Raw genomic sequence first — 24073 nt, 5'->3', positions numbered from 1 at the left:
AATAAATACAACAAAAAAGCTTTATTTTACATAATAAGAGGATGTGTATACGATGTCATTACAGACTAAATATATAGCGGGTATTTCGCTTGGGGTTATGGGTGTCGGCTTTGCGGCTTCTATCCCTTTTCAAGGAACGGTAGCAGGAGAGATTATACAAGGGGGATTTGAAGCTGGATTGGTTGGCGGGCTTGCAGATTGGTTCGCGGTTACTGCTTTATTCCGTCATCCGATGGGAATACCAATTCCGCATACAGCTTTGTTACCTAAAAACCGTAAACGGGTAACGAAAGGGCTCATCAATACGTTAGAAAATGAATGGCTGACGAAAGAAAGTATTACGAATAAAGTAAAAGAGATGCAGTTAGCACAAATGGTGCTACAAATTGCAGAGAGAGAAATGCAGTCTGATGCTGTGAAAAAAGGCATTGTAACGATTGCTGAGAAGGCGATTGTTTCAATCGATACAGAAAAATTAGCGGTTATTATTGAAAAAGAATTAAAGACGTATTTACATACAATTAATACAAATAACATTTTACAAGTGCTTGTTGATCAATTAGTTGTGCAAGAATATGATGAAAAGACACTTGATTACATATTAGTGAAGGTAAAAGATTGGACAGCGCAAGATGAAGCTCGTTACCAGCTCGGTAGCTTAGGTATGAAGGCGATGGAAAATATAAAAGTAGATGGATTCTTGCAGTTTACTTTGAAATCATTTATGAATATTGTAGATGAAGATAAGATTGGCGGCATTTTGCAGAAGTTTATCATTAGTAATATTAACAGCTTACAAGAGGTTGATAATGGCACAAGACAACTTATATTAGCGAAGATTCGGCAAGAAATTATCAATGTAAAAGAAAATGAAGCGTTATTACAGGAATTAGAAAATTGGAAAGAAAAGTGGATTGCGAATTGGAATGCTACTGACAAAATAAAAGAGATGCTAGAGCAAGTACAGCAAAGAGCAGTTGCTTTTGTAAATAATGAAGAATTTGCTGATAAATATGTTATTCCATTTTTACAAAAACAAATGAATAAAATAAAAGAAGATGAACAAACTGTTCAAAAAATAGAGGAGTGGTTACAAAAACAAGTTGTAAGTCTTGTGGAGAAGAACCATTCGAAAATTGGTAAGCTTGTACAAGAAAACCTTGATAAGTTAGATGATAAAACGTTAATCGAAATGATTGAAAATAATGTCGGTAAAGATTTACAGTGGATCCGAGTGAACGGGGCGGTTTGCGGATTTATGATTGGATTAGTGTTAGAAGGAATTAAAGCGATTATATGAGAAAAACCTTCCGCAATTGCGGAAGGTTTTTTATTTTTCGAGAACACTCATATTCAAATTATAAGCTTTCTCAATATTTAACTTGTACGTCCCATTTCCAGTTTTAATCGAATTTTTATACCAATGTTCTTGGTTGTTTAATTCTGGATGTTCTTCTGAAGAAGTATTTTCGTTTTTCGTTAAGTCTTCTACTTGTTCCCAAGGTGTACTTCCATGTGTTTCTTTTTGATTCGTTACTGCTGTTAAAGATACATCACTTTCTTTTGCAAGATGGACAGACACTCTTGAGCTTTCCTGTACAAACCAATTATTTTGCAATTGACCTGGATAAAGAGATAGTTCGTTATTTGAAGCACGGATTTCCACATTTTTATTTTGCGGAAGAACAAGCGTTGGTTTCACCTGTGGTGCTGAATTAAATAACGTATGCTGAACAGGTAATGATTTTAAAGTGATATACATCGTTTCTCCAGCCGTTTGAACTGAAAGGAAATCATCTCGTTTTAAATTGAGTTTTTCATTTGCTTTCGTTGTCATTTCATAAGTTCCCAAAAGATGAATTTGATTTGTATTATTTCCCTCTATCGTTAGAGGCTGATGTCCTGCATCTACTACGATTTTTTTGATAGATTCAGGTATATCAAATTGTCCGTCTGGAATATTACTCGTTTGCCTCGTTGTGTTAATAGAATGACGAACTTCTTCTAGTAATCCAGTTGATAATAAACAGTAAAAAGCAATTCCGACACTTCCTAAAACGCCGATAAAGAAAATACTAAAAATATCATATTTAATAAAAGATTGCTCTTTTTTAGAGAATAGAAGGTATAGTAAAACTTCAGCTCCAAGTATGATGAGTAAAACTGGCCACCATGCAGTTAGTGTATCTAATACTTGAATTCCTTTTACGACTGAAAAAAGTAAAAAGCATCCTAACGATATAATAGAAAGCCCCATTGAGAATGTTCCAACACGCCATGTTCTCATTCTTTTGTACCACCTTTGTTTTCTTTATTTCCAAGTAACAATTTAAAGCCGCCGCCAATTAAGAGAAGTGCAACGATAGATGTTTGGAAATAGCGATAATATAGCTCGCTAAGATGAATGTTAAATATAGTTGCAAAGTAATCATTCAAAATAGGAAGGACTGTTTGATCTAATAAATAATAACCACCGAGTGTAATTAACCCGATACCGATCCATCTTTGATGATTGATAAAATAATCGATAATGGGTTCGTCTTGAACTCGTTCTTTTCCGTATTTTGCTGTTTGCTGTAACGCATCAAAAAAGCTATAGAACCAAATGATTGGTACTAAAAATAAAAACGCAGAAAGTCTTAATAAGTCGAGTAAATAAATAGATAGTAAGAAGGCCGCCATAAGCTGAAGACCACGGCGTTGTAAGCCTAAATACATATGACCTGCTCCAGGGAACATCGCTAAAATAGAAGCAAATGTTTTACTTTTCTTTCCCTGCTCGCGGTGCTCTTCAAAATCTTCGAAAATAGTACGGTCAATTAATTGCTCGCCACGTTCTTTTTTCTGTAGTTGCTGAACAACGTCAAAGAAATTATAAATCCATAAAACAGGTAACGTAATAAGGAAGATAAGAAAACTTTCTTGCGATGTTAAAAGTGCAACGAAAATGATCATACTTCCGATTCCTGTGCAAGCTACTAAAAATGTAAGTCCGCGTTGCATAAGTCCTAATTGGAAATGGCCAAGTCCAGGGATGATGGATAAGAGAATGATATAAAATCGTTCGCTCTCTTTAGAGGAATTTATCACTTCTCCAGCTTCTTGCTTTTTCGTTTGGTTTATAATGGTGATAACTAAATCTAGTAAGTTAATTACCCATAGAACAGCTAGTAAAAATAGAGAAAGAAAAGCAATGTCACGTTCTCTTACTACTATGGTACAAAATACTGCAAAGGAGAATAGAAATAGTGATCCCCCGCTATATAAAATAAACCGTCCTAGCTTTTTTAAGTATAAATGTCCAAGCCCAGGAATTAGCCCTAATACAAGTGCTAAAAAGGGATTTTTATTCATGCTTTGAACCTCCGTCCTTTTTCGATGTGTCTACCGATTTGTTTACAATTTGTTGTGAAATAGAAGACTCGTTATGTTTTGAAGATTTCTCTAAATTTGATGTCGCTGTAAAAATATACTGAAATAAACCACTTACCATAAAAATAATTGTAGCCGCAGTCGCAATTATGTAATGAATGATCGTGCGCTTTAGTGAGGTTGTTTTTATATTTTCATTAGACTGTAGTGTTTCAAAATTAATTTGCGTCATAACTTCGTTCGTAAATGAATCATCATTTATCATTGGAAGGTTTTCATGTTGTTCATCAATACTTTCCATATAAAGTGCTAAACAATGATCACATTCATAAAGATGTTCTTCCATAGATTCACGTTCATTACTTTCTATAAAATCTAATGTATAATTGCGCCAATCTTCTTTTGAATAATGCATCATAGAAACTCTTCCTCCTTCCAATGTTTTTTAATCCATTTTCGTGCTCGATACAGTTTCATTTCGACTGTTTTTACTTCGATGTTTTCCTGTAAAGCAATTTCTTGATAGCTCTTTTCTTCTAAGTAATGTGCGAGAACAACGTCACGGTAATTTTCGGGAAGTTCTCGCAGTTTTTGAGCAATGAGTAATTTTTGCTCTTTCGTCAATAATAAAGCCTCAATATTATGAGAGGACTGTATATTTTCTTCAGCTTCTTTACATAAGGAGAGTTCTTCACTTTCTCTAGCTTTCTTTCTCTTATAATCAATAGCGTGATTGGTGGCAATACGTGCCATCCACGTTTTTAATCCGCGAAATTGATAATTTGGGAGAGAGGTGTGAATTTTTACGAATACTTCTTGTGTAACATCTTTCGAATCTTCTTCATGTCTTAAAATAGAAAAGATAACTTGAAAAATATAATGACGATATGTTTGTACAAGGATACGAAAAGCATGCTCGCTTCCTTGCTGTGCTTTTTCAATTAATTGTTTTTCCTCAATCGGTCTCTCCCTCCTTTTTGACGCATTCTATTATATAGACGTAAAGAATGATAAGTCACCCTACACATTTTGTAAAAAAAGAATAATATATTTTTTGCGGGAGAGTTAGATGAAAAAAGGTGTGAAAAAATGGTAAAGAGAAGTATATAATGAGCAAGTAGGAAATGTTACACGGAGAAAGGATGTGAATGTTAGTAGGGAAAGGTCCATACTAACAAACATGAAAATTAAAATATTAATAGCAGATGATAACTCTTTTATTAGAGAAGGCATGAAAATTATTTTAAATACATACGAAGAGTTTGAAGTAGTAGATACTGTAAATGATGGGGAAGAAGCTGTAGCGTATTGTAAAAAGCATGAAGTTGATATTGCTCTTTTAGATGTTCGTATGCCAAATATGAACGGTGTAGAGGCGACGAAGTTCATTTGTGAAGAGACGAAAACAAAACCGCTTATTTTAACGACGTTTGATGATGATGAATATATTTTGGATGCAGTAAAAAACGGAGCGAAAGGTTATTTATTAAAAAATAACGATCCGGAGCGTATTCGTGATGCGATAAAAGGAGTATATAACGGTCAAACTGTTATGCAAGATGTTATTCTCGATAAAATTAAGTCTAATTTAATGGAAAGTAAAGAGGAAGAATGTAAAATTGATAAGAGCCTTTTCACAGAAAGGGAGCTTAGTATTATCGCATTAATTGCAAAAGGTTTCTCAAATAAAGAAATTTCGAAACAGCTTTTTATATCTGAGGGAACAATTGCAAATTATATTACGTCAGTTTTAGGGAAAACTGGACTTGAACATCGTACACAAATTGCGATTTATTACTTAACAGGGAAAGTAGATTAATGATATGGAATTTTGGTTAACTGTAAGTAAATTAATTGTCTTTTTATATATTGTGTTCAGTTATATTTACGCAAATGTAGCAAATTTACCGTGGGTTATATTTACTTTACTTATTTACCTTTCTGTAAACGTAATGATTTCTATATTTAAAAAAGATACGTATAAAAAAATATTAATCTGTATATCCATTGGCGTAGTTATGTTATTTACATGGAGGGTTCATCCATTTTTTATTTTGTTTTTATCTTTGAACTTATACGAAATTACATTCTATTACATAGAAAAGAATTGGCCAAGCTTTGTCGTTATGATGCTCCCAATTACGATTGCAGATGAAAGTATTCGAATGACTTATGGATTAATTGTTGCATTTTCTTTTCTCGTTTTAACTATTGCAGATCGGTATATATCGCGTGTAGTAAAGCTTGAATCGCAAAATGATAAGATGCGAAAAGATATGCAACGACTTACGAAAAGCTTACATGAAAATAAAGAGTACATAAGACAATCTGAATACACATTTAAGCTAGAAGAGAGAAATCGGTTATCGCAAGAAATTCATGATAAAATTGGTCACTCGATGACGGGTGCGCTTATTCAAATGGAAGCAGCAAAAAGGTTAATGGAAATAGATAAAGAAAAATCTGCGGAGTTATTACAAAATGCAATTCACATTTCAAAAGATGGAATTGAAAGTATTCGCATTACATTGAAAAATATGAAGCCACCAACTGAGCAAATTGGTATTCATCGTATGAAATTATTCATAGAGGAATTTGCCGGTAAGAATGATGTGAATATTCCTTTTGTATATAAAGGGAACTTAGATATGATTTCTCCCATTCAGTGGAAAATTATCGGTGAGAATGTTACAGAAGCACTAACAAATGCAATGAAATATGCTGATGCTACAGTTATTTCTATAGATATTCATGTGCTTAACAAGATGGTTAAGGTGCAAGTGAAGGATAACGGAAAAGGGGCAGCTCTTGTTAAAAAAGGTCTCGGTATTATGGGGATGGAGGAGCGAACAGCGTCAGTAAACGGAAAAATTATTGTAGATGGAACAAGTGGTTTTGCAGTAACAATGTTGTTGCCGATATGAGGATGAATCATCTCATATGAAAAAAGTGAATAATCTCATGTGAAAAGAATGAACTTCTGCACTGAGCAGGTTCATTCTTTTTGTTTATACTAAAAGCAGAGAAACCGAAATAGGGGTGAAATGATGAATACATTAGAAATTAAAAATTTAACGAAAAAATTTGGTGATTTCATCGCAGTTGATAATATGTCTTTATCTATTAAAGAAGGAGAAATATTTGGCTTTTTAGGATCGAATGGTGCTGGTAAGAGTACAACGATTAATATGATTGCTGGTTTGTTAAGAAGTAATGAAGGCGAAATTAGCATACTAGGAAAAAATATAAAGAAACATAACCGATTTGCGAAGATGAATATCGGTATCGTTCCGCAAGATATTGCGATTTATGAAGAGTTAACTGCCTATGAAAATGTGAAATTCTTTGCTGGGTTGTACGGATTAAGAGGAGTTGAGCTAAAAGCGAGAGTGGAGGAAGCACTGCAATTTGTGGGGCTTAGCGATAAACATAAAAGTTATCCGAAAAACTTTTCTGGCGGGATGAAACGAAGATTGAATATTGCTTGTGCAATTGCACATAGACCGAAGTTAATTATTATGGATGAACCGACAGTTGGAATTGATCCGCAGTCAAGAAACTATATTCTTCAGTCTGTCCGGAAGTTAAATGAAATGGGAAGCACTATTATTTACACGAGCCACTACATGGAAGAAGTAGAAGAGATTTGTACGAAAATCGCAATTGTCGACCATGGTAAAGTGATTGCCGAAGGTACGAAAGAACAGTTAAAAGCGATTATTACAGATACGAAAGATATTTGGATTGAAGTGAAGTCAGTAGAAAATTTAGATGTAGAAAAGTTAAAAGAGATAAACGGTGTGAAAGCTGTTCAAATTGAAGAGAACGTAATCAAGGTAAACTCGGATGCAGGATTAAATAATTTAAATCAAATTATTCAGCATTTCATTAATCATGACATTGAAATTCGTTCGTTAGAGGAGCAGGCTCCAAACTTAGAAACAGTATTTCTTACGTTAACCGGAAGAAACTTACGAGATAAATAAAAGGTAAATGAAGAAAAGGTAAAGGGAGGTTCATCAATTGAACATCTTCAATATTGCAATTATGCATATTAAAAGAGATTTCAGAGACGTAAGAACTTTAGTTTTTATGTTAGCATTTCCGATTGTACTTATGCTTGTGTTAGGAACAGCGTTAACCAACGCATTTAATAGTGATAGTCATTCGATTAAAGATATACAAGTGCTATATAAAGATGAAGCGAGTAGCACGTTTTCTCAATCATTTGCAGCATTTACGAAAGAAGTGGATAAATCAGGTATTCATTTTAAAAAAGCTTCCGGCAGTATAGATGGGAAAGAAGAAGTGAAGAAAAATAAATATGCTGCTTATGTAGAGTTAAATAAAGATGGTGCAAAATTTTACGGAAGTGACAAAAGTAGTATTGAGGGGAGTATTGTGGAAGGAATGCTTACAACATTTGTTGATAAGTACAATGTAGCGGTCGAAGTTGCAAAAGTAGATCCTACTAAGGTGAGCACAGTTATTTCAAACGGAAACCATAATGATTATATAAAAGAAACATCTTTACAAGCTGCGAAAAAACCAGGTTCTATGGATTACTACGCGGTTGTAATGACAACGATGATTGCACTGTATGCTGCGATGGGAGCGAGTTCTTTAATTCGAGGAGAACGAATACGTAAAACAGGAGATCGTCTCATTGCTGCACCTATAAGTAAAGCTGAAATATTCATTGGAAAAGTACTTGGTAGCCTAGTAGCAAATGCCCTGTGCATATTACTCGTCATGTTATTTAGTAAATTTGTTTTTCAAGCGAATTGGGGCGACCATCTTGGAATCATATTTCTTATTTTATTAACACAAGTCTTTCTAGCAATTAGCTTCGGTTTAGGAATCGGATATATCACGAAAACAGCTGAAGCGTCTAGGGCAATTATTATGGTTGTTGTGCAATTAGCTTCTATTTTTGGAGGTGCATATTTCGTAGTAGAAGAAAATTTCGTTACGAATTTATCGCCATTAACTTGGGCAAATACAGCTGTTATGAAAATTATTTATGCAAATGATGTAGGGGCAGCACTACCAGTCATTTCTTTAAACATTGGAATTTCAGCACTCTTTTTATTAATTGCAATTATTGCATTACGTAGACGGGAGGGGCTATAGTATGAAGGATATTTTATGGCTCATACAAAAAACGTTATCTGTGCTTTTGAAAAATAAAAAAAGTTTACTAATTATAATTAGCTTGCCGATAATAGGGACGCTCATTTCCTTCTCGATATACGGAAATGCAGGGCAAGGAACGTTAAATATCGGGATTGTAAATAAAGAAAATGAGCCGATAGCAAATGATACGATAAAGTTTTTAGAAGGATTAAATCATGTGAATGTGAGTAAGGTTAAGGAGTCTCAAATAGAAGATAAACTCACTTCCAAAAAACTTGATGGAGTTATTACATTAGATTCTGGTTTTTCAAAAAGTGTTCGAGAAGGGAAACCAGAGCATATTGAAATTTCATCGATTAAAGGTGATCAAGTAACAGGATTTATAAAATCATATTTATATAATTATATTGATAATATAGCAGCTATTAGTAAAGTAGCCGGAACAGATCAAAGCACATTCGACAATATGTACGCAGGGTATCAAAAAAGTTCATTTAAAATGAAAACTGAGACGCTAGAAGATACTTCGAAAAATAAAGATATGACAAATCAAACGATGGGTTACCTTATTATGTTTATGCTGTTTTCAGCAGCGAACTTATCAGGTCATATTTTAAAAGAAAAAGAGAATAGAACGTACTTTAGACTATTATCAACGCCGATAGATGGGAAGAAGTTTATATTATCTAATGTCGGAGTAAATATGATAATACTAACAGTACAAATTTTGATTACAATCCTATTCCTAACGAATGTTTTTCATACGAATATCAATATGCCTTTCATAGTGATGATGGGCGTACTAATGCTATTTGCATTAATCGCAATTGGAATATCATTAGTCCTTGTAGCTTTTTCGAAAAACTCAGCATCGGCAAATGCGATGCAAAATATGATCATTGTACCAACATGCTTACTTGCTGGATGTTATTTCCCATATGACATTATGCCAAGTGCAGTACAAAAAGTAGCTAATTTTCTTCCGCAGCGCTGGTTGTTAGATACGATATCAAAACTACAGCAGGGAATACCATTCTCGGAGTTGTATTTAAACATTTTAATTTTATTCGCTTTCGCAATTGCATTCTTCTTAATTGCTATTTATAAGTTTGGAAGAAATAATGACGCGAGAAATTTTGTTTAATGTGAAAAGGTGTGGCTTAATGCCATACCTTTTTTGTTTGAAACTTAGAGTATCTTTTGTAGTATAGGAATGCTTTTGTAGAGCACTTCGTTATGTGAAGCATGCAAAACATATTTATTTCCCTCTAGAAGAAAAACGCTATGTAGAACAGCGTTACCGTCACCATGTTTTGTAAGTAAATCACCGACGACTTTGCCGTCTGTCCATTTCAGTTTGGAATGTGAAGGGACGACTTGTAAATATTGAGTTGTTTCCTCTCCATCTCCGGCAATGAGTGTCGTTTCAATATTTCTTTTTTGTATAATAAATCTATTTGTATTTAATATATCGAGGAAAGGGTTTTTCGTTTTCATCTTACTATAAGGAAGAAATATAATAGAAGAGTCGGATTTTATAAATAAATAATTTCCGTAATCTTTACAAGGAATAACATCTTGTAATCCTGGAAAGTAAATGTGTATCGCCTCAACTTTATTGATTTTATGTAAGATGCTTAAGTAACAAATATATTGTTCCATATAAAAATGAACGATATTTATTTTAGAAGAGGCATGGATAGGGAGACTGCCTCCAGTCCAATAACTATAATTTGGTGGAGATCCAGCGTTTGGTGTGCAGAGTATAATAAGCTGATTCACATCATTTTTATATTCGTCACTTTGAACGTAAGAACGTCCAAGAAGGCCGCCCATACTATGACAAATTAAATTTAGTTTATCGCAACCTGTAATCTTTTTAGCATAAGCAATCGTTTGTAATAAATATTTTTGTGTAGAAAAAACAATACGCTGCCGCCAGTCATAAAAACAGATGAACAAGTCTTTATTTCGTTCGTACCCCATACTTTCTAGCATCATGATGAATGGTTCGTAAACAAATGCAGAAAGTCCAAAACTCCAATTACCAGTGCCGGGAATAATAATATTGCTCATTGAACCGAAAAGACCTGGGATAAAAACAATAGGAGTTTTTCTTTTTCTCATATTCGTATCTCCTTTAACTGTTTAGTATCAATAAAAATAAGAAATACATTTCGTATGAAAACATATTTAAATGAAACACTACGAAATAGTAAGGAATATGATTGGAAGGAAACCAAAATGATTAAAAAAATATTAAGAGTTACTTCTATTATTATTGCTATTTTCGTTTTTATTTTAATTTGTATGCATATCGATGTTACCTTAGGTAGGAAAATGGAAGCTGGAAAAAACATGCCGACAGAGTATGCGCCTCATTATAGTGATTTTCAATTATATGTAGAAGGGAAATCATTATATGAGCAGCTATTTGAAGATATTAAAAAAGCGAAAAGCTCCATCTACACTTATTTCTTCATTTTGTCGGATGATAAAAGTAGTCATACTTTTTTAAACTTATTAAAAGAGAAGGCAAAAGAAGGAGTAAACGTCTATTTATCAGTTGATCGCATTAATGATTTATCATTTGAAAGAAAGATGATAAATGAATTACGGGAAAGTGGTGTGCATTTTACATATAGTAGAAAACCTGCATTGCCATTCGGATTTTATTCATTTCACCATCGTAATCATCGCCGTATTACGACGATTGATGGGGAGATTGGCTATACAGGCGGATTTAATATAGGAGATGAGTACTTAGGGAAAGATAAGCGATTTGGATATTGGCGTGATTATCATGTACGGCTTAAAGGAGAAGGAGCAAAAGATTTAGAACAGCAATTCGCTTTAGATTGGAAACGAGATACGAAAGAAGAGATAAAGAGGAGTACGAATAAAGCTAGTAAAGGGAATACATTACATACTATGACTAGTTACAATGGGCATTACGTTGCTGAAAAATATATAGAGCTCATAAAACAAGCTCAGCACTCCATTGTAATTGCAACGCCGTATTTTATAGCAAAAAATAAAGAGTCCATGAATGCTTTAATCGCAGCACAAAAGCGTGGTGTTACAGTAAAAATACTTTGGTCATATAAACCAGATCTACCTCTTATAAAAGAAGCGGCGTATCCATACATACGTCAAGCTGTTAATAATGGGATTACTGTATATGGGTATAAAAAAGGAATGTTCCATGGCAAATTAATGCTTATTGATAATGAATTAACCGTTATTGGTACAACAAACTTTACTTCGCGTAGCTTCAATATAAATGATGAAATGAATTTTTATATTTATGGTGGTCCTATTGTAGGACAAGTTAATAAGGCGTTAACAGAGGATTTTCATGATTCGAAAGAAATGACGAAAGAGTTTTTTGAAAAGTTATCTTTTTGGGAGCGTTGTAAGGAGAAAGTGGCGGGATTGGTTGAGTTCTATTTGTGATGATGAATTAGGAAAGGGTGCCTACAAAAGGCACCCTTTTTTGGTGGGAAATCATTACTTTTCATGCACAAGCATCGTGACATCATCATTAATCAACGTCCCCACATGTTCACCTAAACATATTTTTTTCATGACTCCAGGCTCATCAAAGTTAAAGACATGCGTTGGTAAATTGTAGTCCCGGGCAAGCAGTAATGCCGCTTGATCCATGACTTGTATATTTTGTCTAACGACATCATTATAGTTTAGTTTGCTGTACATTTTTGCTGATTTGTTATGCTTCGGATCACTTGTAAAAACGCCATCGACACCCTGTTTTGCGACTAATATGGCATCGCTATTCATTTCAATAGCTCTTTGTACACTTGGATAATCTGTTGTCACGAACGGTTGCCCGTTTCCGCCTCCAAAGATAACGATATAGCCGTTATCTAAATGGTGGACTGCACGTAAGCGAATGTATGGTTCAGCTACTGCATTAAATGGAATGGACGTCATAACGCGTACTTCTCTATTTGTTTTACTTGTTAAAACACCGCGAAGCATTAAGCTGTTAATGATCGTACCTAGTGTACCGATATTATCAGCTTCTACGCGATCAATTCCCCACTCTTCAGCTAGATGCCCCCTAAAAATATTACCGCCACCGATGACGATGGATACTTCGATACCTAAATCAACAATGGATAAAATTTCGTTTGCGATATGTTCTAATCGTTTGGAGTTAAAGCTATTTCCAGTTTGATCGGCAAGTGCACCGCCGCTTAATTTAATTAAGACACGTTTATATGGCCTCATAACAATTCCCCCTATATAGATCGCAATAAAAAAGGAACAAAGGCGAATGCCTTTGTTCCTTTTTAAGAAAATGAAAAAGAAAAGAAGAAGATAGGACGAATTGCTTTGTATAGTTTTTCATAACATCCACTCCTTTTCATTTTGATTTGTTTTAAGTATATATCTTTTTGATTATACGAAACAATCTGATTACTTATCAAGTTTATTTTATCGTTTTTTAACAAAATGGTGTCAATGAAAAAAAGAAGAAAAATATTTGAATTTTTTGTGACGAACTTGTAGGTTTTTGTATGATTTTGTAGGTTCGCTTATAAGATGTGTGAGTAGCTTTTATAAATTCAAATTGAAAGCGTTCGCATGAAGGGGATGAACATAAATGAAAAAATTCGGATTGGCAACACAAATTTTTGTCGCGCTTGTTTTAGGGATTGTAGTAGGGGCAGTCTTTTATGGCAATAAAACGGCGATTTCTTATATCACACCAATTGGGGATATATTTATTCACTTAATTAAGATGATTGTAGTACCAATTGTTATTTCAGCATTAATTGTTGCAGTAGCTGGTGTAGGAGATATGAAGAAGCTTGGGAAACTGGGTGGTAAGACAATTCTTTATTTCGAAATTATTACGACGATTGCTATTTTAATGGGATTACTTGCAGCGAATATATTCCAACCAGGTACTGGTGTTGATATGAGTAATTTACAGCAAAGTGATATTTCTTCTTATAAACAAACTGCAGATGCAACAGAGAAGAAAGGTTTTGCTGAGACAATTGTTCACATTGTACCGAAAAACGTATTTGAATCGATTGCACAAGGTGACCTATTACCGATTATATTCTTCTCAGTATTATTCGGCTTAGGAGTTGCGGCAATTGGGGAAAAAGGAAAGCCTGTCTTTAACTTTTTTGAAGGCGTACTCGAAGCCATGTTTTGGGTTACAAATCAAGTTATGAAATTTGCACCATTTGGTGTATTCGCATTAATTGCCGTTACGGTTGCAAAATTTGGTGTAGCAACACTACTTCCGCTAGGAAAACTAGTGCTAGCTGTATACGTAACTGTTATACTATTCGTTGTGATTGTATTAGGTATTAATGCACGAATGGTTGGAGTAAACATTTTTACATTAATAAAAATTTTAAAAGAAGAATTGATTCTTTCATTTACGACAGCAAGTTCAGAAGCTGTTTTACCTAATATAATGAGAAAAATGGAAGAGTTCGGTTGTCCAAAGGCAGTTGCCTCTTTCGTAATTCCGACAGGTTATACATTTAACTTGACTGGATCGGCTATTTATCAAGCGTTAGCGGCATTGTTTGTTGCACAAATGTACGGTGTGCACATGTCACTAACGGAGCAAATAACGTTATTATTCGTTCTCATGTTAACATCCAAAGGTATGGCGGGAGTTCCAGGTGCATCGTTCGTTGTTGTATTAGCAACGTTAGGTTCAATGGGGTTACCACTAGAAGGTATCGCATTAATTGCGGGAATTGACCGCATTTTAGATATGATTCGCTCATCTGTCAATGTATTAGGAAATGCATTAGCGGCCATTGTTATGTCGAAGTGGGAAGGCGAATTCGATAATGAGAAAGCAAAACAATATGTAGAAACAGTCAAAGAAACAAAAGCAGCATAAGAAATCGTTAAGGAGTGAATAATCATGGCAACATTAACTGAAGTTAAAAATGGTGTTCGAATTGAAAAAGATTTTTTAGGTGAAAAAGAAGTACCAAACTATGCATACTACGGCGTACAAACAATGCGTGCAGTTGAAAACTTCCCAATTACAGGATACAAAATCCATGAAGGTTTAATTAAAGCGTTCGCAATTGTAAAAAAAGCTGCAGCGCTTGCGAATACAGATGTAGGAAGATTGGAATTAAACAAGGGCGGTGCGATCGCAGAAGCTGCTCAAGAAATTCTTGATGGAAAATGGCATGATCATTTCATCGTAGATCCAATCCAAGGCGGAGCGGGTACTTCAATGAACATGAATGCAAATGAAGTCATTGCCAATCGTGCTCTTGAATTATTAGGAATGGAAAAGGGAGACTATCATTATATTAGTCCAAATAGTCATGTAAATATGGCCCAATCAACAAATGATGCATTCCCAACGGCGATTCATATCGCAACGTTAAATGCATTAGAAGGCTTATTACAAACGATGGGTTATATGCATGATGTATTTGAATTAAAAGCCGAACAGTTCGATCATGTGATTAAAATGGGACGTACACATTTACAAGACGCTGTGCCAATTCGCCTTGGACAAGAATTTAAAGCGTACTCACGTGTACTTGAACGTGATATGAAACGCATTCAGCAATCACGTCAACACTTATATGAAGTGAACATGGGAGCAACTGCAGTTGGTACAGGCTTAAATGCAGATCCAGAATATATTGAAGCAGTTGTAAAACATTTAGCTGCAATTAGTGAATTACCGCTTGTTGGTGCAGAAGATTTAGTAGATGCGACGCAAAATACGGATGCTTATACTGAAGTATCTGCAGCGCTTAAAGTATGTATGATGAATATGTCTAAAATTGCGAATGACCTTCGCTTAATGGCATCAGGTCCGCGTGTTGGTTTAGCGGAAATTATGTTACCAGCTCGTCAACCAGGTTCATCTATTATGCCAGGGAAAGTAAACCCTGTTATGCCAGAAGTAATTAATCAAATTGCGTTCCAAGTAATTGGTAATGACCATACAATTTGCCTTGCTTCAGAAGCAGGACAATTAGAATTAAACGTGATGGAACCAGTACTTGTTTTCAACTTACTTCAATCGATTAGCATTATGAATAACGGTTTCCGTGCCTTTACAGATAATTGCTTAAAAGGAATTGAAGCGAATGAAGATCGCTTAAAAGAGTATGTTGAGAAAAGTGTAGGAATTATTACAGCCGTGAACCCTCATATCGGTTATGAAGCAGCAGCTCGCGTTGCGAAAGAAGCAATTGCAACAGGCCAATCCGTTCGAGAACTTTGTGTGAAAAATGGTGTATTGTCACAAGAAGACTTAGAGTTAATTCTAGATCCATTCGAAATGACACACCCAGGGATTGCAGGGGCAACTCTTTTAAAGAAAAATTAAAAGAAGAGGGGGGACAATCCCCTCTTTTTTGTTTACAATATAGAAATGCTATATATGAATAGAGGTAGGGATGTTATGAGCAAGTTTACAGTAGCTTCTAATGGCGCATTAGAAACAACATTAAGAGGAGCAGAAGTATTATCAACACCACTTTTAAATAAAGGGGTAGCTTTCACACAAAATGAAAGAGAAGAGTTAGGTTTAAAAGGGTTATTACCGCCAGCGGTTTTAACGTTAGAAGAACAGGCACGCCGAGCATACGAACAATTTAGTTCTCAGCCGGATGATTTATTAAAGAATGTATACTTAACTGCGTTACATGATCGAAATGAAGTATTATTTTATCGTATATTAACAGATCATTTACGTGAAATGTTACCGATTGTATATACACCAACTGTCGGTGTAGCAATTCAAAGATATAGTCATGAATATCGTAAACCACGTGGTGTTTATTTATCAATTAACGATCCATCAGGTATCGAAGAAGCATTCACGAATATCGGTGCAACAGCTGAGAACATTGATTTAGTCGTTGTAACAGATGGAGAAGGCATATTAGGAATTGGTGACTGGGGCGTTGGTGGTATTAACATCGCAATCGGAAAATTAGCTGTTTACACTGCTGCAGTTGGAATCGATCCTAGTCGTGTATTACCGGTAATTTTAGATGTAGGTACAAACCGTGAGGAGCTATTAAACAATCCATTTTATATTGGAAATCGTCACCCTCGTATAACAGGTAAAGCTTACGATGAATTTATTGATACGTTTGTACAAGCGGTAAACAAACAATTCCCGAAAGCACTTTTACATTGGGAAGACTTTAGCTCTCGTAACGCACGAAAAATTTTAGATAAATATCGTCATGATGTTTGTACGTTTAATGATGATATTCAAGGTACAGGTGCAGTTTCACTTGCGGCAGTATTATCGGCAGTGAAAGCTTCTGGTGTACCGCTAAGTGAACACCGCGTTGTTGTATTTGGTGCTGGTACGGCTGGAATCGGTATCGCAGATCAAGTTAGAGATGCGATGGTCCGCGTAGGCGTATCTGAAGAAGAATCATATAAGCGTTTCTGGTGTATTGATCGTAACGGGTTAGTTACAGATAATATGGAAGATCTTCTTGATTTCCAAATTCCGTACGCAAGAAAAGAAGCAGAAGTAAGTGAGTGGAAGCAAAACGATGTGATCGGACTTGCTGAAGTTGTGAAACATGTAAAACCGACAATTTTAATTGGCACATCTACTGTTGCAGGTGCATTTAAAGAAGAGATTATTAAAGAAATGGCTTCTCACGTAGAAAGACCAATCATTTTACCAATGTCGAATCCGACGCCACTTGCTGAAGCAAAACCAGCAGATTTAATCGAGTGGACAGAAGGAAGAGCGTTAGTTGCAACAGGAAGTCCATTTGAACCAGTTACATATAACGGTGTAACGTATGTGATTGGACAATCAAATAATGCACTGATTTTCCCAGGGCTTGGGCTTGGAACAATTGTAGTACGAGCAAGCGTCATGACGGATGGAATGTTCGCAGCAGCAGCTGAAGCAGTTGCAAGTATGGTAGATACAAGTCAGCCAGGAGCACCTATTTTACCAGAGGTCGAAGAATTACGTAATATCTCAGAAATGGTTGCAATTGAAGTAGCTAAAGTTGCAGTTGCAGAAGGTGTTGCAAGAGTGAACTTAAGTGATAACGATATCAAGATGGCAGTGAAAGAAGCAATGTGGAAGCCAGAGTATCGCCAAATAAAAGCGGTAGAAAAGGTTAGAATATAGAAAAAAAGCCCGTTTATAACAATAAGCGGGCTTTCGCTTTTACTACTGAAAAAAAGTATAGGAAGTGTCACCTTTGAATTGGAATCAATTATGGAAGAAAGATATGTCCCTTTTAATTATATTAATGGTCGTTGTTCCGATTGCTGGGGAGCTGAACTTTCATCCCTTTAATGATACGTTTCGAGTTAGCTTCGGTACACCGCTATTCTTCTTTTTATTATTATTTTTAAGAAGAGTACCAGCAGGAGTTGCAGGTATTCTTGTTGGTATATCTGTAGTCTTATTCCGAGTATGTCTTGACTGGATCATGCAAGGTTCATTTCATATGACAGAATCATTTTATTTGCGTTATCCTGTGTTCTTCTATTATTTTATTTATGGCAGTTTTTTTTCGCTTTGCAGGGTAAATAAGTTCCATCAGAAACCAATCATTATTGGATGCCTTGGAATTTCAATTGAAATTGTTGCAAGTATGTCAGAACTTGCGTTTTATCACATGTTAGTACTAGGTACAACAATAACGATTTCTGAAGTAAATAAACTCATCATTATTGCTATTTTTCGTAGTTTCTTTGCACTTGGTTTTTTAAATATGATGAATTTATATGAAACGAAATTAAAAGAATCGCAAGTTCGAAAAGAAAATGAAAATATGTTAATGCATCTTTCTAATTTATATGTGGAATCTGTTCATTTGAAAAAGACGTTACAAAATGCGGAGTTAATTACACAAGAAGCATATCAACTATATCGAAATTTACAAGTAAGCGCTGATTCAAGTAGTAAAACAGCATTGAAAATAGCGGGGGAAGTGCATGAAATAAAAAAGGATAATCAAAGGATATTTGCAGGATTATCTAAACTGTTATTAGATAAAAATGTGGCTGAATATGTAGAAGGACATGAGTTAGCAGAAATGATTGTTAGAATAAACGAGAAGTATGCTGAAATGCTAGAAAAGGATATACGTTTTTCTAAACATATAGAAGGTGAGCATGCTGCATATCACGTGTATACAGTTCTATCAATTTTTAATAACCTCGCTGCAAATGCAGTTGAAGCAATTGAAGATAAAGGTGTCGTTATTATTAAGCTATATAAAAGAGATCAACATATATTTTTTGAAGTAATTGACGATGGACCTGGTATTGCACAAAAGTATAAGAAATTAGTATTTAAGCCAGGGTTTACTTCCAAGTATGATCAAACGGGAACACCGTCAACTGGTATTGGGCTTTCTTACATAAATGAAATGGTAACAGAGCTAGGCGGAGAAGTGAGATTAGAAGGCCGAGAAAATAAAAGAGGATGTAAGTTTATCGTTTGTTTACCGGAGGGTAGTTTAAAGCGGGAAGGGGAATAGATTTGTTTTATTATATCGTAGACGATGATGAAGTTTTCCGTTCGATGCTTTCGCAAATTATTGAAGATGGAGATCTTGGAGAAGTAATTGGTGAGGCGGATGACGGAGCTTTTATTGAGGCGGATCAACTAAATTTTAAAAAAGTAGATATTTTATTTATTGATTTGTTGATGCCGATGAGGGACGGAATTGAAACAGTTCGTCACATTGCGTCAACTTTCACGGGGAAAATCATTATGATTTCTCAAGTGGAATCGAAGCAGCTTATAGGTGAGGCATATACACTTGGTGTAGAATATTATATTACAAAACCATTGAATAAAATCGAAGTTGTATCGGTTGTACGCAAAGTGATGGAGCGTATTAGATTGGAGCGTTCTATACACGATATTCAAAAATCATTGAATAACGTGTTTCAGTGGGAAAAACCGCAATTGCGTACTGAACCAGTGCAAGAAGGAAAAAAGATAGGGGATTTAGGGCGCTTTTTACTATCAGAACTCGGTATTGCGGGAGAGAATGGAAGTAAAGATTTACTTAGTATGCTGGAATATTTATATGGTCAAGAAAAGGCACAGACATTTGAGTTTGGCTTTCCTGCGTTAAAAGAAATTTTCCATCATATTACGATAAGGAAATTAGGGAATTTAGCTTTAGATGCGGATATTGATAAAGAGAAAAAAGCGTCTGAACAAAGAGTACGTCGAGCTATTTATCAGTCGTTAAATCATTTGGCTTCTTTAGGATTAACAGACTTTTCAAATCCGAAATTTGAAAGCTATGCTCCAAAATTTTTCGATTTCACCGTAGTTAGAAAACGGATGACAGAAATGACGAAAGATGAACTCGCATCTTCTGGTCATACGCGAATCAATACGAAGAAGTTTATTCAAGTGTTGTATTTTGAGGCGAAGAGGTTGATGGAGATAGAGTGAAGAAGATGCTTATAAATAAGCATCTTTTTTTGTTAAATCAACATTTTATATTTTCTCGTGGAGCATGTAAAATGTTAAGTAAGAGAAAATGGTTTTATATTAAGGAAGTGTCAAAGCGATGAGTTTCACATTGAATAAATCGATTATTAAAGAAGTGTGCGGAGAGACCTCATATAAAAGAGGTGAAGCCTATTATAAATCAAATAAAGTGATAATAAATCATTATGATGAAAATAAAGAAATTTGTGAGGCGACAGTAAAAGGGAACGAGGAATTCCATGTTACAGTAGAAAAAGCTAAAAAGGGTGATGTTGTTGCAAAATGTAGTTGTCCTTCATTAGCGTCTTTTCAAACGTACTGTCAACATGTTGCAGCAGTATTAATACAAATAAACTATAATCAACAAACAGGTGGAATGAGCTCCGCTAGTAACAGAAATGATCAATTGACAAGTGGTATGTTTCAGCTGTTTGCAGATAAACCACTGAGGCCAAAAAGTAAACAACACCGTTTTGATACACGTGAAATATTAGATATTGAGTTTATATGTACACCAGTTGCTACGAGAAGTGGTGGGGCTCTTCTTGGAATTCAATTGAAACTTGCCAAAGTGTATGTCATAAATCATATTAGAGAATTTCTTTCTAAGGTGGAGAAAAGAGAGTCTTTTCATTGTTCAAATGAATTTACATATACACCAGATATACATAGTTTTAAACAAGAAACGGATGCAATTATTCAGCAGCTCATTAAAATGTATCATAATGAAAAAATGTATGAAGATACGCTAGAAGTACATGCGAAACAAGATGAAAGTATGATATTTATACCGCCAGCTTCGTGGAAGGATATGCTCTCTTCACTTTCTAAAGTTGAATATGTACAGCTGAAACAAAATGAACAACTGTTTCAGGGATTACAAGTTTCAAAAGGTTTGTTGCCGTTACACTTTGAATTTACGAAGGGAAATAATGGCGGATTTACACTTCATATAGATGGTCTAAATCGTGTACAAGTTATGGATATGTATAACAATGCACTTTACGATGGGAAATTATATCACTTACACATTGAAGATTGTATGCGACTTATTGAATTACAAAAGATGATGAGTCGCTCAAATAGTAATCAGTTTTATATTCCAGAAAGTAAGATGGAACATTTCGTCGCGAAAGTTGTACCAGGATTAATGAAGCTCGGAACTGTACACATTGATGAAGTAATATCGGATCGTGTTGAAACACCTTCGCTAAAAGCGAAATTGTATTTAGACCGTGTGAAAAGTCGCTTATTAGCAGGTCTTGAATTTCACTATGGGAACGTCATGATTAATCCGCTAGAAGAGGATGGACAGCCGTCTGTTTTTAATCGTGATGAGAAAAAGGAAAAAGAGATTTTAGACATTATGAGTGAAAGTGCCTTTGCAAAAACAGAAGGCGGTTACTTTATGCATAATGAAGAAGCTGAGTATAACTTTTTATATCACGTCGTGCCAACATTAAAAGGTTTAGTTGATATTTATGCGACGACAGCAATCAAATTGCGAATTAGTAAAGGGGATGCAGTTCCTCTTATTACAGTGAGAAGAAAAGAAAGAATTGATTGGTTGTCATTTCGTTTTGATATAAAAGGAATACCAGAAGCAGAAATTAAAGGTGTATTAGCGGCCCTTGAAGAGAAACGTAAATATTATCGATTGGCGAACGGTTCGTTTTTATCGCTAGAGAGTAAAGAGTTTAATGAAATTAATCAGTTTATAAAAGAATCAGGTATTCGGAAAGAATTTTTACATGGAGAAGAGGTAAATGTTCCACTTATTCGGAGTGTAAAATGGATGAACGGACTTCATGAAGGCAATGTTTTAAGTTTAGATGATTCTGTTCAAGAGTTAGTAGAAAACATTCAAAACCCGAAAAAATTAAAGTTTGCTGTGCCAAATACTTTAAATGCAGAAATGAGAAAGTATCAAGTATATGGGTTCGAATGGATGAAAACACTTGCTCATTACCGTTTTGGCGGTATTTTAGCAGATGATATGGGACTTGGAAAAACGTTGCAAAGCATTGCTTTTATAGATTCTGTTTTGCCTGAGATTCGAGAAAAGAAACTACCTATATTAGTCGTTTCACCATCATCTCTTGTTTATAATTGGTTTAGTGAATTGAAAAAATTCGCCCCGCATATTAGAGCAGTTATTGCAGATGGAAACCAAGCAGAGCGCCGGAAAATTTTGAAAGATATAACGGAATTTGATGTCGTAATTACGTCATATCCATTACTGAGAAGAGATATAAGATTATATGCAAGACCATTTCATACACTATTCCTTGATGAAGCGCAGGCGTTTAAAAACCCTACAACGCAAACGGCAAGAGCTGTGAAAACAATTCAAGCTGAATACCGTTTTGGGCTAACGGGTACACCTGTAGAAAATTCATTAGAAGAGCTATGGTCTATCTTCCATGTCGTCTTCCCAGAATTATTACCAGGAAGAAAAGAGTTCGGTGATTTAAGGCGTGAAGATATAGCGAAGCGAGTGAAACCATTCGTATTAAGACGATTAAAAGGGGACGTATTAAATGAGTTGCCAGAGAAAATAGAGCACTTACAATCATCGGAGTTATTACCCGATCAAAAGAGTCTCTATGCTGCTTATTTAGCGAAGCTAAGGGAAGAAACGTTAAAGCATTTAGACAAAGATACGTTACGTAAAAATAAAATTAGAATTTTAGCTGGTTTAACGAGATTGCGACAAATTTGTTGTCATCCTGCTTTATTTGTTGATGATTACAAAGGAAGTTCAGCTAAATTTGAACAACTGTTAGAGATTTTAGAGGAATGTAGAAGTACAGGGAAGAGAATATTAATTTTTTCTCAATTTACGAAGATGCTTTCCATTATTGGTCGTGAGTTAAATCGACAAGCAATTCCATACTTTTATTTAGACGGGAGTACACCAGCGCAGGAACGTGTAGAGCTGTGCGATCGGTTTAACGAAGGAGAAGGAGATCTATTTCTCATTTCTTTAAAAGCTGGTGGTACCGGACTTAATTTAACTGGTGCAGATACAGTAATATTATACGATTTATGGTGGAATCCAGCTGTTGAACAACAAGCGGCCGATAGAGCGTATCGAATGGGACAAAAAAATACAGTGCAAGTTATAAAGCTAGTAGCTCAGGGAACAATTGAGGAGAAAATGCATGAACTGCAAGAAAGTAAGAAAAATTTAATTGCTGAAGTGATTGAGCCGGGAGAAGAAAAATTAGCATCCATCACGGAGGAAGAAATACGAGATATTTTAATGATTTAATATGAAAAAGCTATGCTTTCACATGTGAAAGCATAGCTTTTTGTTGTAATAATTATATTTTGTTTTGTGCAAAGTAAAGAAATCAAATGTTATTTAAATTATTTCTTTGTACCTTTACTTTTGTATGGCTTTGCAGCTGCCTTTTTCTTTGCACTTGATTGCCAACGGTTCCATCCTTTACTTCCTGTACCTTGTCCTACACCTTTTTTCGGTTTTGCCTTCGTTTTACTCATATGATCACTCCGTTATTTAAAAATCTTATTTGATAATAGTCAATGATTTAGAAAATACTCTTTATAAATGACTATGATTGCTTTAAGTAAAAATAAACTGCTTGAATGCTATAGTATATCATGAAATTGCAAGTAAACTGAAAGGAATTATAAAGAAAATGAAAATAATAAGAAATACTGCGGATTCTATATTCCGAACGATCACATTAATTATTGTGTATACGTTAGTTTCGGTCAGTGAAACATTTTTTGGATTGACGAGGCAGAAAAAGTAAAGATGTTAAATTAACAACAATCAATAAAGCCGTAAAATAAAGAATTGAAAAATATTTTAAAACTTTTTGTTGACTTTCTTTATTTTTTGTATAGAATAATCATTAATAAAATGTTTCAGAGATGTGACAACAAAACGACTATGAAAGGACGAGTAGTAGTAGGACGTAGTTTAAGCGAGTCAGGGGTGGTGTGAGCCTGATACGAAGCCTATTATGAAGAACCTCCTGGAGTTGCTAACCGAAATCCTTTATAGGAAAGTAGACTTAGCCGGGAACTTCGCCGTTACAAGAA

20 protein-coding genes and 1 other annotated feature (1 of these 21 running past the window's edge) are annotated in these 24073 nt (G+C 34.9%); of the genes, 13 read left to right on the top strand and 7 right to left on the bottom strand.

Features of this window, described 5'->3' with window-relative positions; genetic code table 11:
- Positions 1-52: 52 nt before the first annotated feature.
- Positions 53-1300: a DUF445 domain-containing protein gene (locus B9A45_RS20880; RefSeq protein ID WP_053514158.1), complete on the top strand. Its 1248-nt coding sequence runs from the start codon at positions 53-55 to the stop codon at positions 1298-1300.
- Positions 1301-1330: 30 nt separating this feature from the next.
- On the opposite strand, the gene exsE is transcribed toward B9A45_RS20880, so the two are convergent.
- The 4 genes from exsE to B9A45_RS20860 are packed head-to-tail and all read right to left on the bottom strand — an operon-like array spanning position 1331 to position 4275.
- Positions 1331-2287 carry an exosporium protein ExsE gene (gene exsE / locus B9A45_RS20875; protein WP_001261427.1) on the bottom strand — a complete coding sequence of 319 codons (957 nt, stop codon included), beginning with the start codon at positions 2285-2287 and terminating at the stop codon, positions 1331-1333.
- On the bottom strand, positions 2284-3354 hold the full coding sequence (locus B9A45_RS20870; RefSeq protein WP_001039122.1) for a hypothetical protein: 1071 nt from the start codon (positions 3352-3354) through the stop codon (positions 2284-2286). Before B9A45_RS20870 ends, exsE begins: the two co-directional genes overlap by 4 nt.
- Positions 3347-3790: a hypothetical protein gene (locus B9A45_RS20865; RefSeq protein WP_000972351.1), complete on the bottom strand. Its 444-nt coding sequence runs from the start codon at positions 3788-3790 to the stop codon at positions 3347-3349. Before B9A45_RS20865 ends, B9A45_RS20870 begins: the two co-directional genes overlap by 8 nt.
- A complete protein-coding gene (locus B9A45_RS20860; RefSeq protein WP_071686419.1) occupies positions 3787-4275 on the bottom strand; it encodes an RNA polymerase sigma factor in 489 nt (162 codons plus the stop codon). Before B9A45_RS20860 ends, B9A45_RS20865 begins: the two co-directional genes overlap by 4 nt.
- 277 nt (positions 4276-4552) lie before the next feature.
- Here B9A45_RS20860 and B9A45_RS20850 point away from each other — a divergent pair, with 277 nt between their 5' ends.
- The 5 genes from B9A45_RS20850 (at position 4553) to B9A45_RS20830 (ending at position 9652) form a co-directional block, all read left to right on the top strand.
- On the top strand, positions 4553-5191 hold the full coding sequence (locus B9A45_RS20850; protein WP_000694092.1) for a response regulator transcription factor: 639 nt from the start codon (positions 4553-4555) through the stop codon (positions 5189-5191).
- Between the two features lie 4 nt (positions 5192-5195).
- The gene (locus B9A45_RS20845; RefSeq protein ID WP_084064763.1) at positions 5196-6296 is read left to right on the top strand and encodes a sensor histidine kinase; all 1101 of its coding nucleotides are present in this window, start codon (positions 5196-5198) and stop codon (positions 6294-6296) included.
- Between the two features lie 123 nt (positions 6297-6419).
- Positions 6420-7358, top strand: a complete 939-nt coding sequence (locus tag B9A45_RS20840; RefSeq protein ID WP_001093830.1) for an ABC transporter ATP-binding protein — start codon at positions 6420-6422, stop codon at positions 7356-7358.
- 37 nt (positions 7359-7395) lie between these two features.
- The gene (locus B9A45_RS20835) at positions 7396-8505 is read left to right on the top strand and encodes an ABC transporter permease (protein WP_001020151.1); all 1110 of its coding nucleotides are present in this window, start codon (positions 7396-7398) and stop codon (positions 8503-8505) included.
- A 1-nt stretch (position 8506) separates the two neighbouring features.
- Positions 8507-9652 (top strand): ABC transporter permease, encoded by a 1146-nt coding sequence (locus tag B9A45_RS20830; protein ID WP_058839107.1) that lies wholly within the window; start codon positions 8507-8509, stop codon positions 9650-9652.
- A gap of 44 nt (positions 9653-9696) precedes the next feature.
- On the opposite strand, the gene B9A45_RS20825 is transcribed toward B9A45_RS20830, so the two are convergent.
- On the bottom strand, positions 9697-10635 hold the full coding sequence (locus B9A45_RS20825; RefSeq protein ID WP_084064758.1) for an esterase/lipase family protein: 939 nt from the start codon (positions 10633-10635) through the stop codon (positions 9697-9699).
- A 117-nt stretch (positions 10636-10752) separates the two neighbouring features.
- On the opposite strand from B9A45_RS20825, the gene cls reads away from it, so the two are divergent.
- Positions 10753-11964, top strand: a complete 1212-nt coding sequence (gene cls / locus B9A45_RS20820; protein WP_000591912.1) for a cardiolipin synthase — start codon at positions 10753-10755, stop codon at positions 11962-11964.
- A gap of 54 nt (positions 11965-12018) precedes the next feature.
- Here cls and pyrH read toward each other — a convergent pair whose 3' ends face one another.
- Entirely contained in the window at positions 12019-12762 is a 744-nt protein-coding gene (gene pyrH, locus B9A45_RS20815; protein WP_001248061.1) for a UMP kinase, read from the bottom strand.
- Between the two features lie 376 nt (positions 12763-13138).
- On the opposite strand from pyrH, the gene B9A45_RS20810 reads away from it, so the two are divergent.
- The 6 genes from B9A45_RS20810 to B9A45_RS20785 all read left to right on the top strand — a co-directional run bounded on the left by B9A45_RS20810 (position 13139) and on the right by B9A45_RS20785 (position 23273).
- Positions 13139-14410 (top strand): cation:dicarboxylate symporter family transporter, encoded by a 1272-nt coding sequence (locus B9A45_RS20810; protein ID WP_000713291.1) that lies wholly within the window; start codon positions 13139-13141, stop codon positions 14408-14410.
- A 24-nt stretch (positions 14411-14434) separates the two neighbouring features.
- Entirely contained in the window at positions 14435-15874 is a 1440-nt protein-coding gene (aspA, locus tag B9A45_RS20805) for an aspartate ammonia-lyase (RefSeq protein ID WP_000224178.1), read from the top strand.
- Between the two features lie 75 nt (positions 15875-15949).
- Positions 15950-17662, top strand: a complete 1713-nt coding sequence (malS, locus tag B9A45_RS20800; protein ID WP_142263076.1) for an oxaloacetate-decarboxylating malate dehydrogenase — start codon at positions 15950-15952, stop codon at positions 17660-17662.
- Positions 17663-17726: 64 nt separating this feature from the next.
- Positions 17727-19025 (top strand): sensor histidine kinase, encoded by a 1299-nt coding sequence (locus B9A45_RS20795; RefSeq protein ID WP_002195356.1) that lies wholly within the window; start codon positions 17727-17729, stop codon positions 19023-19025.
- Between the two features lie 2 nt (positions 19026-19027).
- Positions 19028-19960: a response regulator gene (locus B9A45_RS20790; protein ID WP_084064754.1), complete on the top strand. Its 933-nt coding sequence runs from the start codon at positions 19028-19030 to the stop codon at positions 19958-19960.
- Positions 19961-20078: 118 nt separating this feature from the next.
- On the top strand, positions 20079-23273 hold the full coding sequence (locus B9A45_RS20785) for a DEAD/DEAH box helicase (protein WP_084064751.1): 3195 nt from the start codon (positions 20079-20081) through the stop codon (positions 23271-23273).
- A 98-nt stretch (positions 23274-23371) separates the two neighbouring features.
- On the opposite strand, the gene B9A45_RS20780 is transcribed toward B9A45_RS20785, so the two are convergent.
- Positions 23372-23506: a DUF3934 domain-containing protein gene (locus B9A45_RS20780; RefSeq protein WP_000047588.1), complete on the bottom strand. Its 135-nt coding sequence runs from the start codon at positions 23504-23506 to the stop codon at positions 23372-23374.
- 406 nt (positions 23507-23912) lie between these two features.
- Positions 23913-24073 (top strand) — a binding site (T-box leader); it runs 98 nt beyond the window's last position.

This window comes from Bacillus sp. JKS001846, from assembly GCF_900176455.1.
Lineage (GTDB): Bacteria > Bacillota > Bacilli > Bacillales > Bacillaceae_G > Bacillus_A > Bacillus_A cereus.
This window is presented reverse-complemented; position numbering and strand designations above follow the sequence as displayed.

Coding starts and splice junctions, on each gene's coding strand:
- aspA (WP_000224178.1), top strand. CDS start 14,435: ATGGCAACATTAACTGAAGTTAAAAATGGTGTTCGAATTGAAAAAGAT.
- B9A45_RS20845 (WP_084064763.1), top strand. CDS start 5,196: ATGGAATTTTGGTTAACTGTAAGTAAATTAATTGTCTTTTTATATATT.
- B9A45_RS20785 (WP_084064751.1), top strand. CDS start 20,079: ATGAGTTTCACATTGAATAAATCGATTATTAAAGAAGTGTGCGGAGAG.
- pyrH (WP_001248061.1), bottom strand. CDS start 12,762: ATGAGGCCATATAAACGTGTCTTAATTAAATTAAGCGGCGGTGCACTT.
- B9A45_RS20870 (WP_001039122.1), bottom strand. CDS start 3,354: ATGAATAAAAATCCCTTTTTAGCACTTGTATTAGGGCTAATTCCTGGG.
- B9A45_RS20830 (WP_058839107.1), top strand. CDS start 8,507: ATGAAGGATATTTTATGGCTCATACAAAAAACGTTATCTGTGCTTTTG.
- B9A45_RS20880 (WP_053514158.1), top strand. CDS start 53: ATGTCATTACAGACTAAATATATAGCGGGTATTTCGCTTGGGGTTATG.
- malS (WP_142263076.1), top strand. CDS start 15,950: ATGAGCAAGTTTACAGTAGCTTCTAATGGCGCATTAGAAACAACATTA.
- B9A45_RS20840 (WP_001093830.1), top strand. CDS start 6,420: ATGAATACATTAGAAATTAAAAATTTAACGAAAAAATTTGGTGATTTC.
- B9A45_RS20810 (WP_000713291.1), top strand. CDS start 13,139: ATGAAAAAATTCGGATTGGCAACACAAATTTTTGTCGCGCTTGTTTTA.
- cls (WP_000591912.1), top strand. CDS start 10,753: ATGATTAAAAAAATATTAAGAGTTACTTCTATTATTATTGCTATTTTC.
- B9A45_RS20780 (WP_000047588.1), bottom strand. CDS start 23,506: ATGAGTAAAACGAAGGCAAAACCGAAAAAAGGTGTAGGACAAGGTACA.
- exsE (WP_001261427.1), bottom strand. CDS start 2,287: ATGAGAACATGGCGTGTTGGAACATTCTCAATGGGGCTTTCTATTATA.
- B9A45_RS20850 (WP_000694092.1), top strand. CDS start 4,553: ATGAAAATTAAAATATTAATAGCAGATGATAACTCTTTTATTAGAGAA.
- B9A45_RS20865 (WP_000972351.1), bottom strand. CDS start 3,790: ATGATGCATTATTCAAAAGAAGATTGGCGCAATTATACATTAGATTTT.
- B9A45_RS20825 (WP_084064758.1), bottom strand. CDS start 10,635: ATGAGAAAAAGAAAAACTCCTATTGTTTTTATCCCAGGTCTTTTCGGT.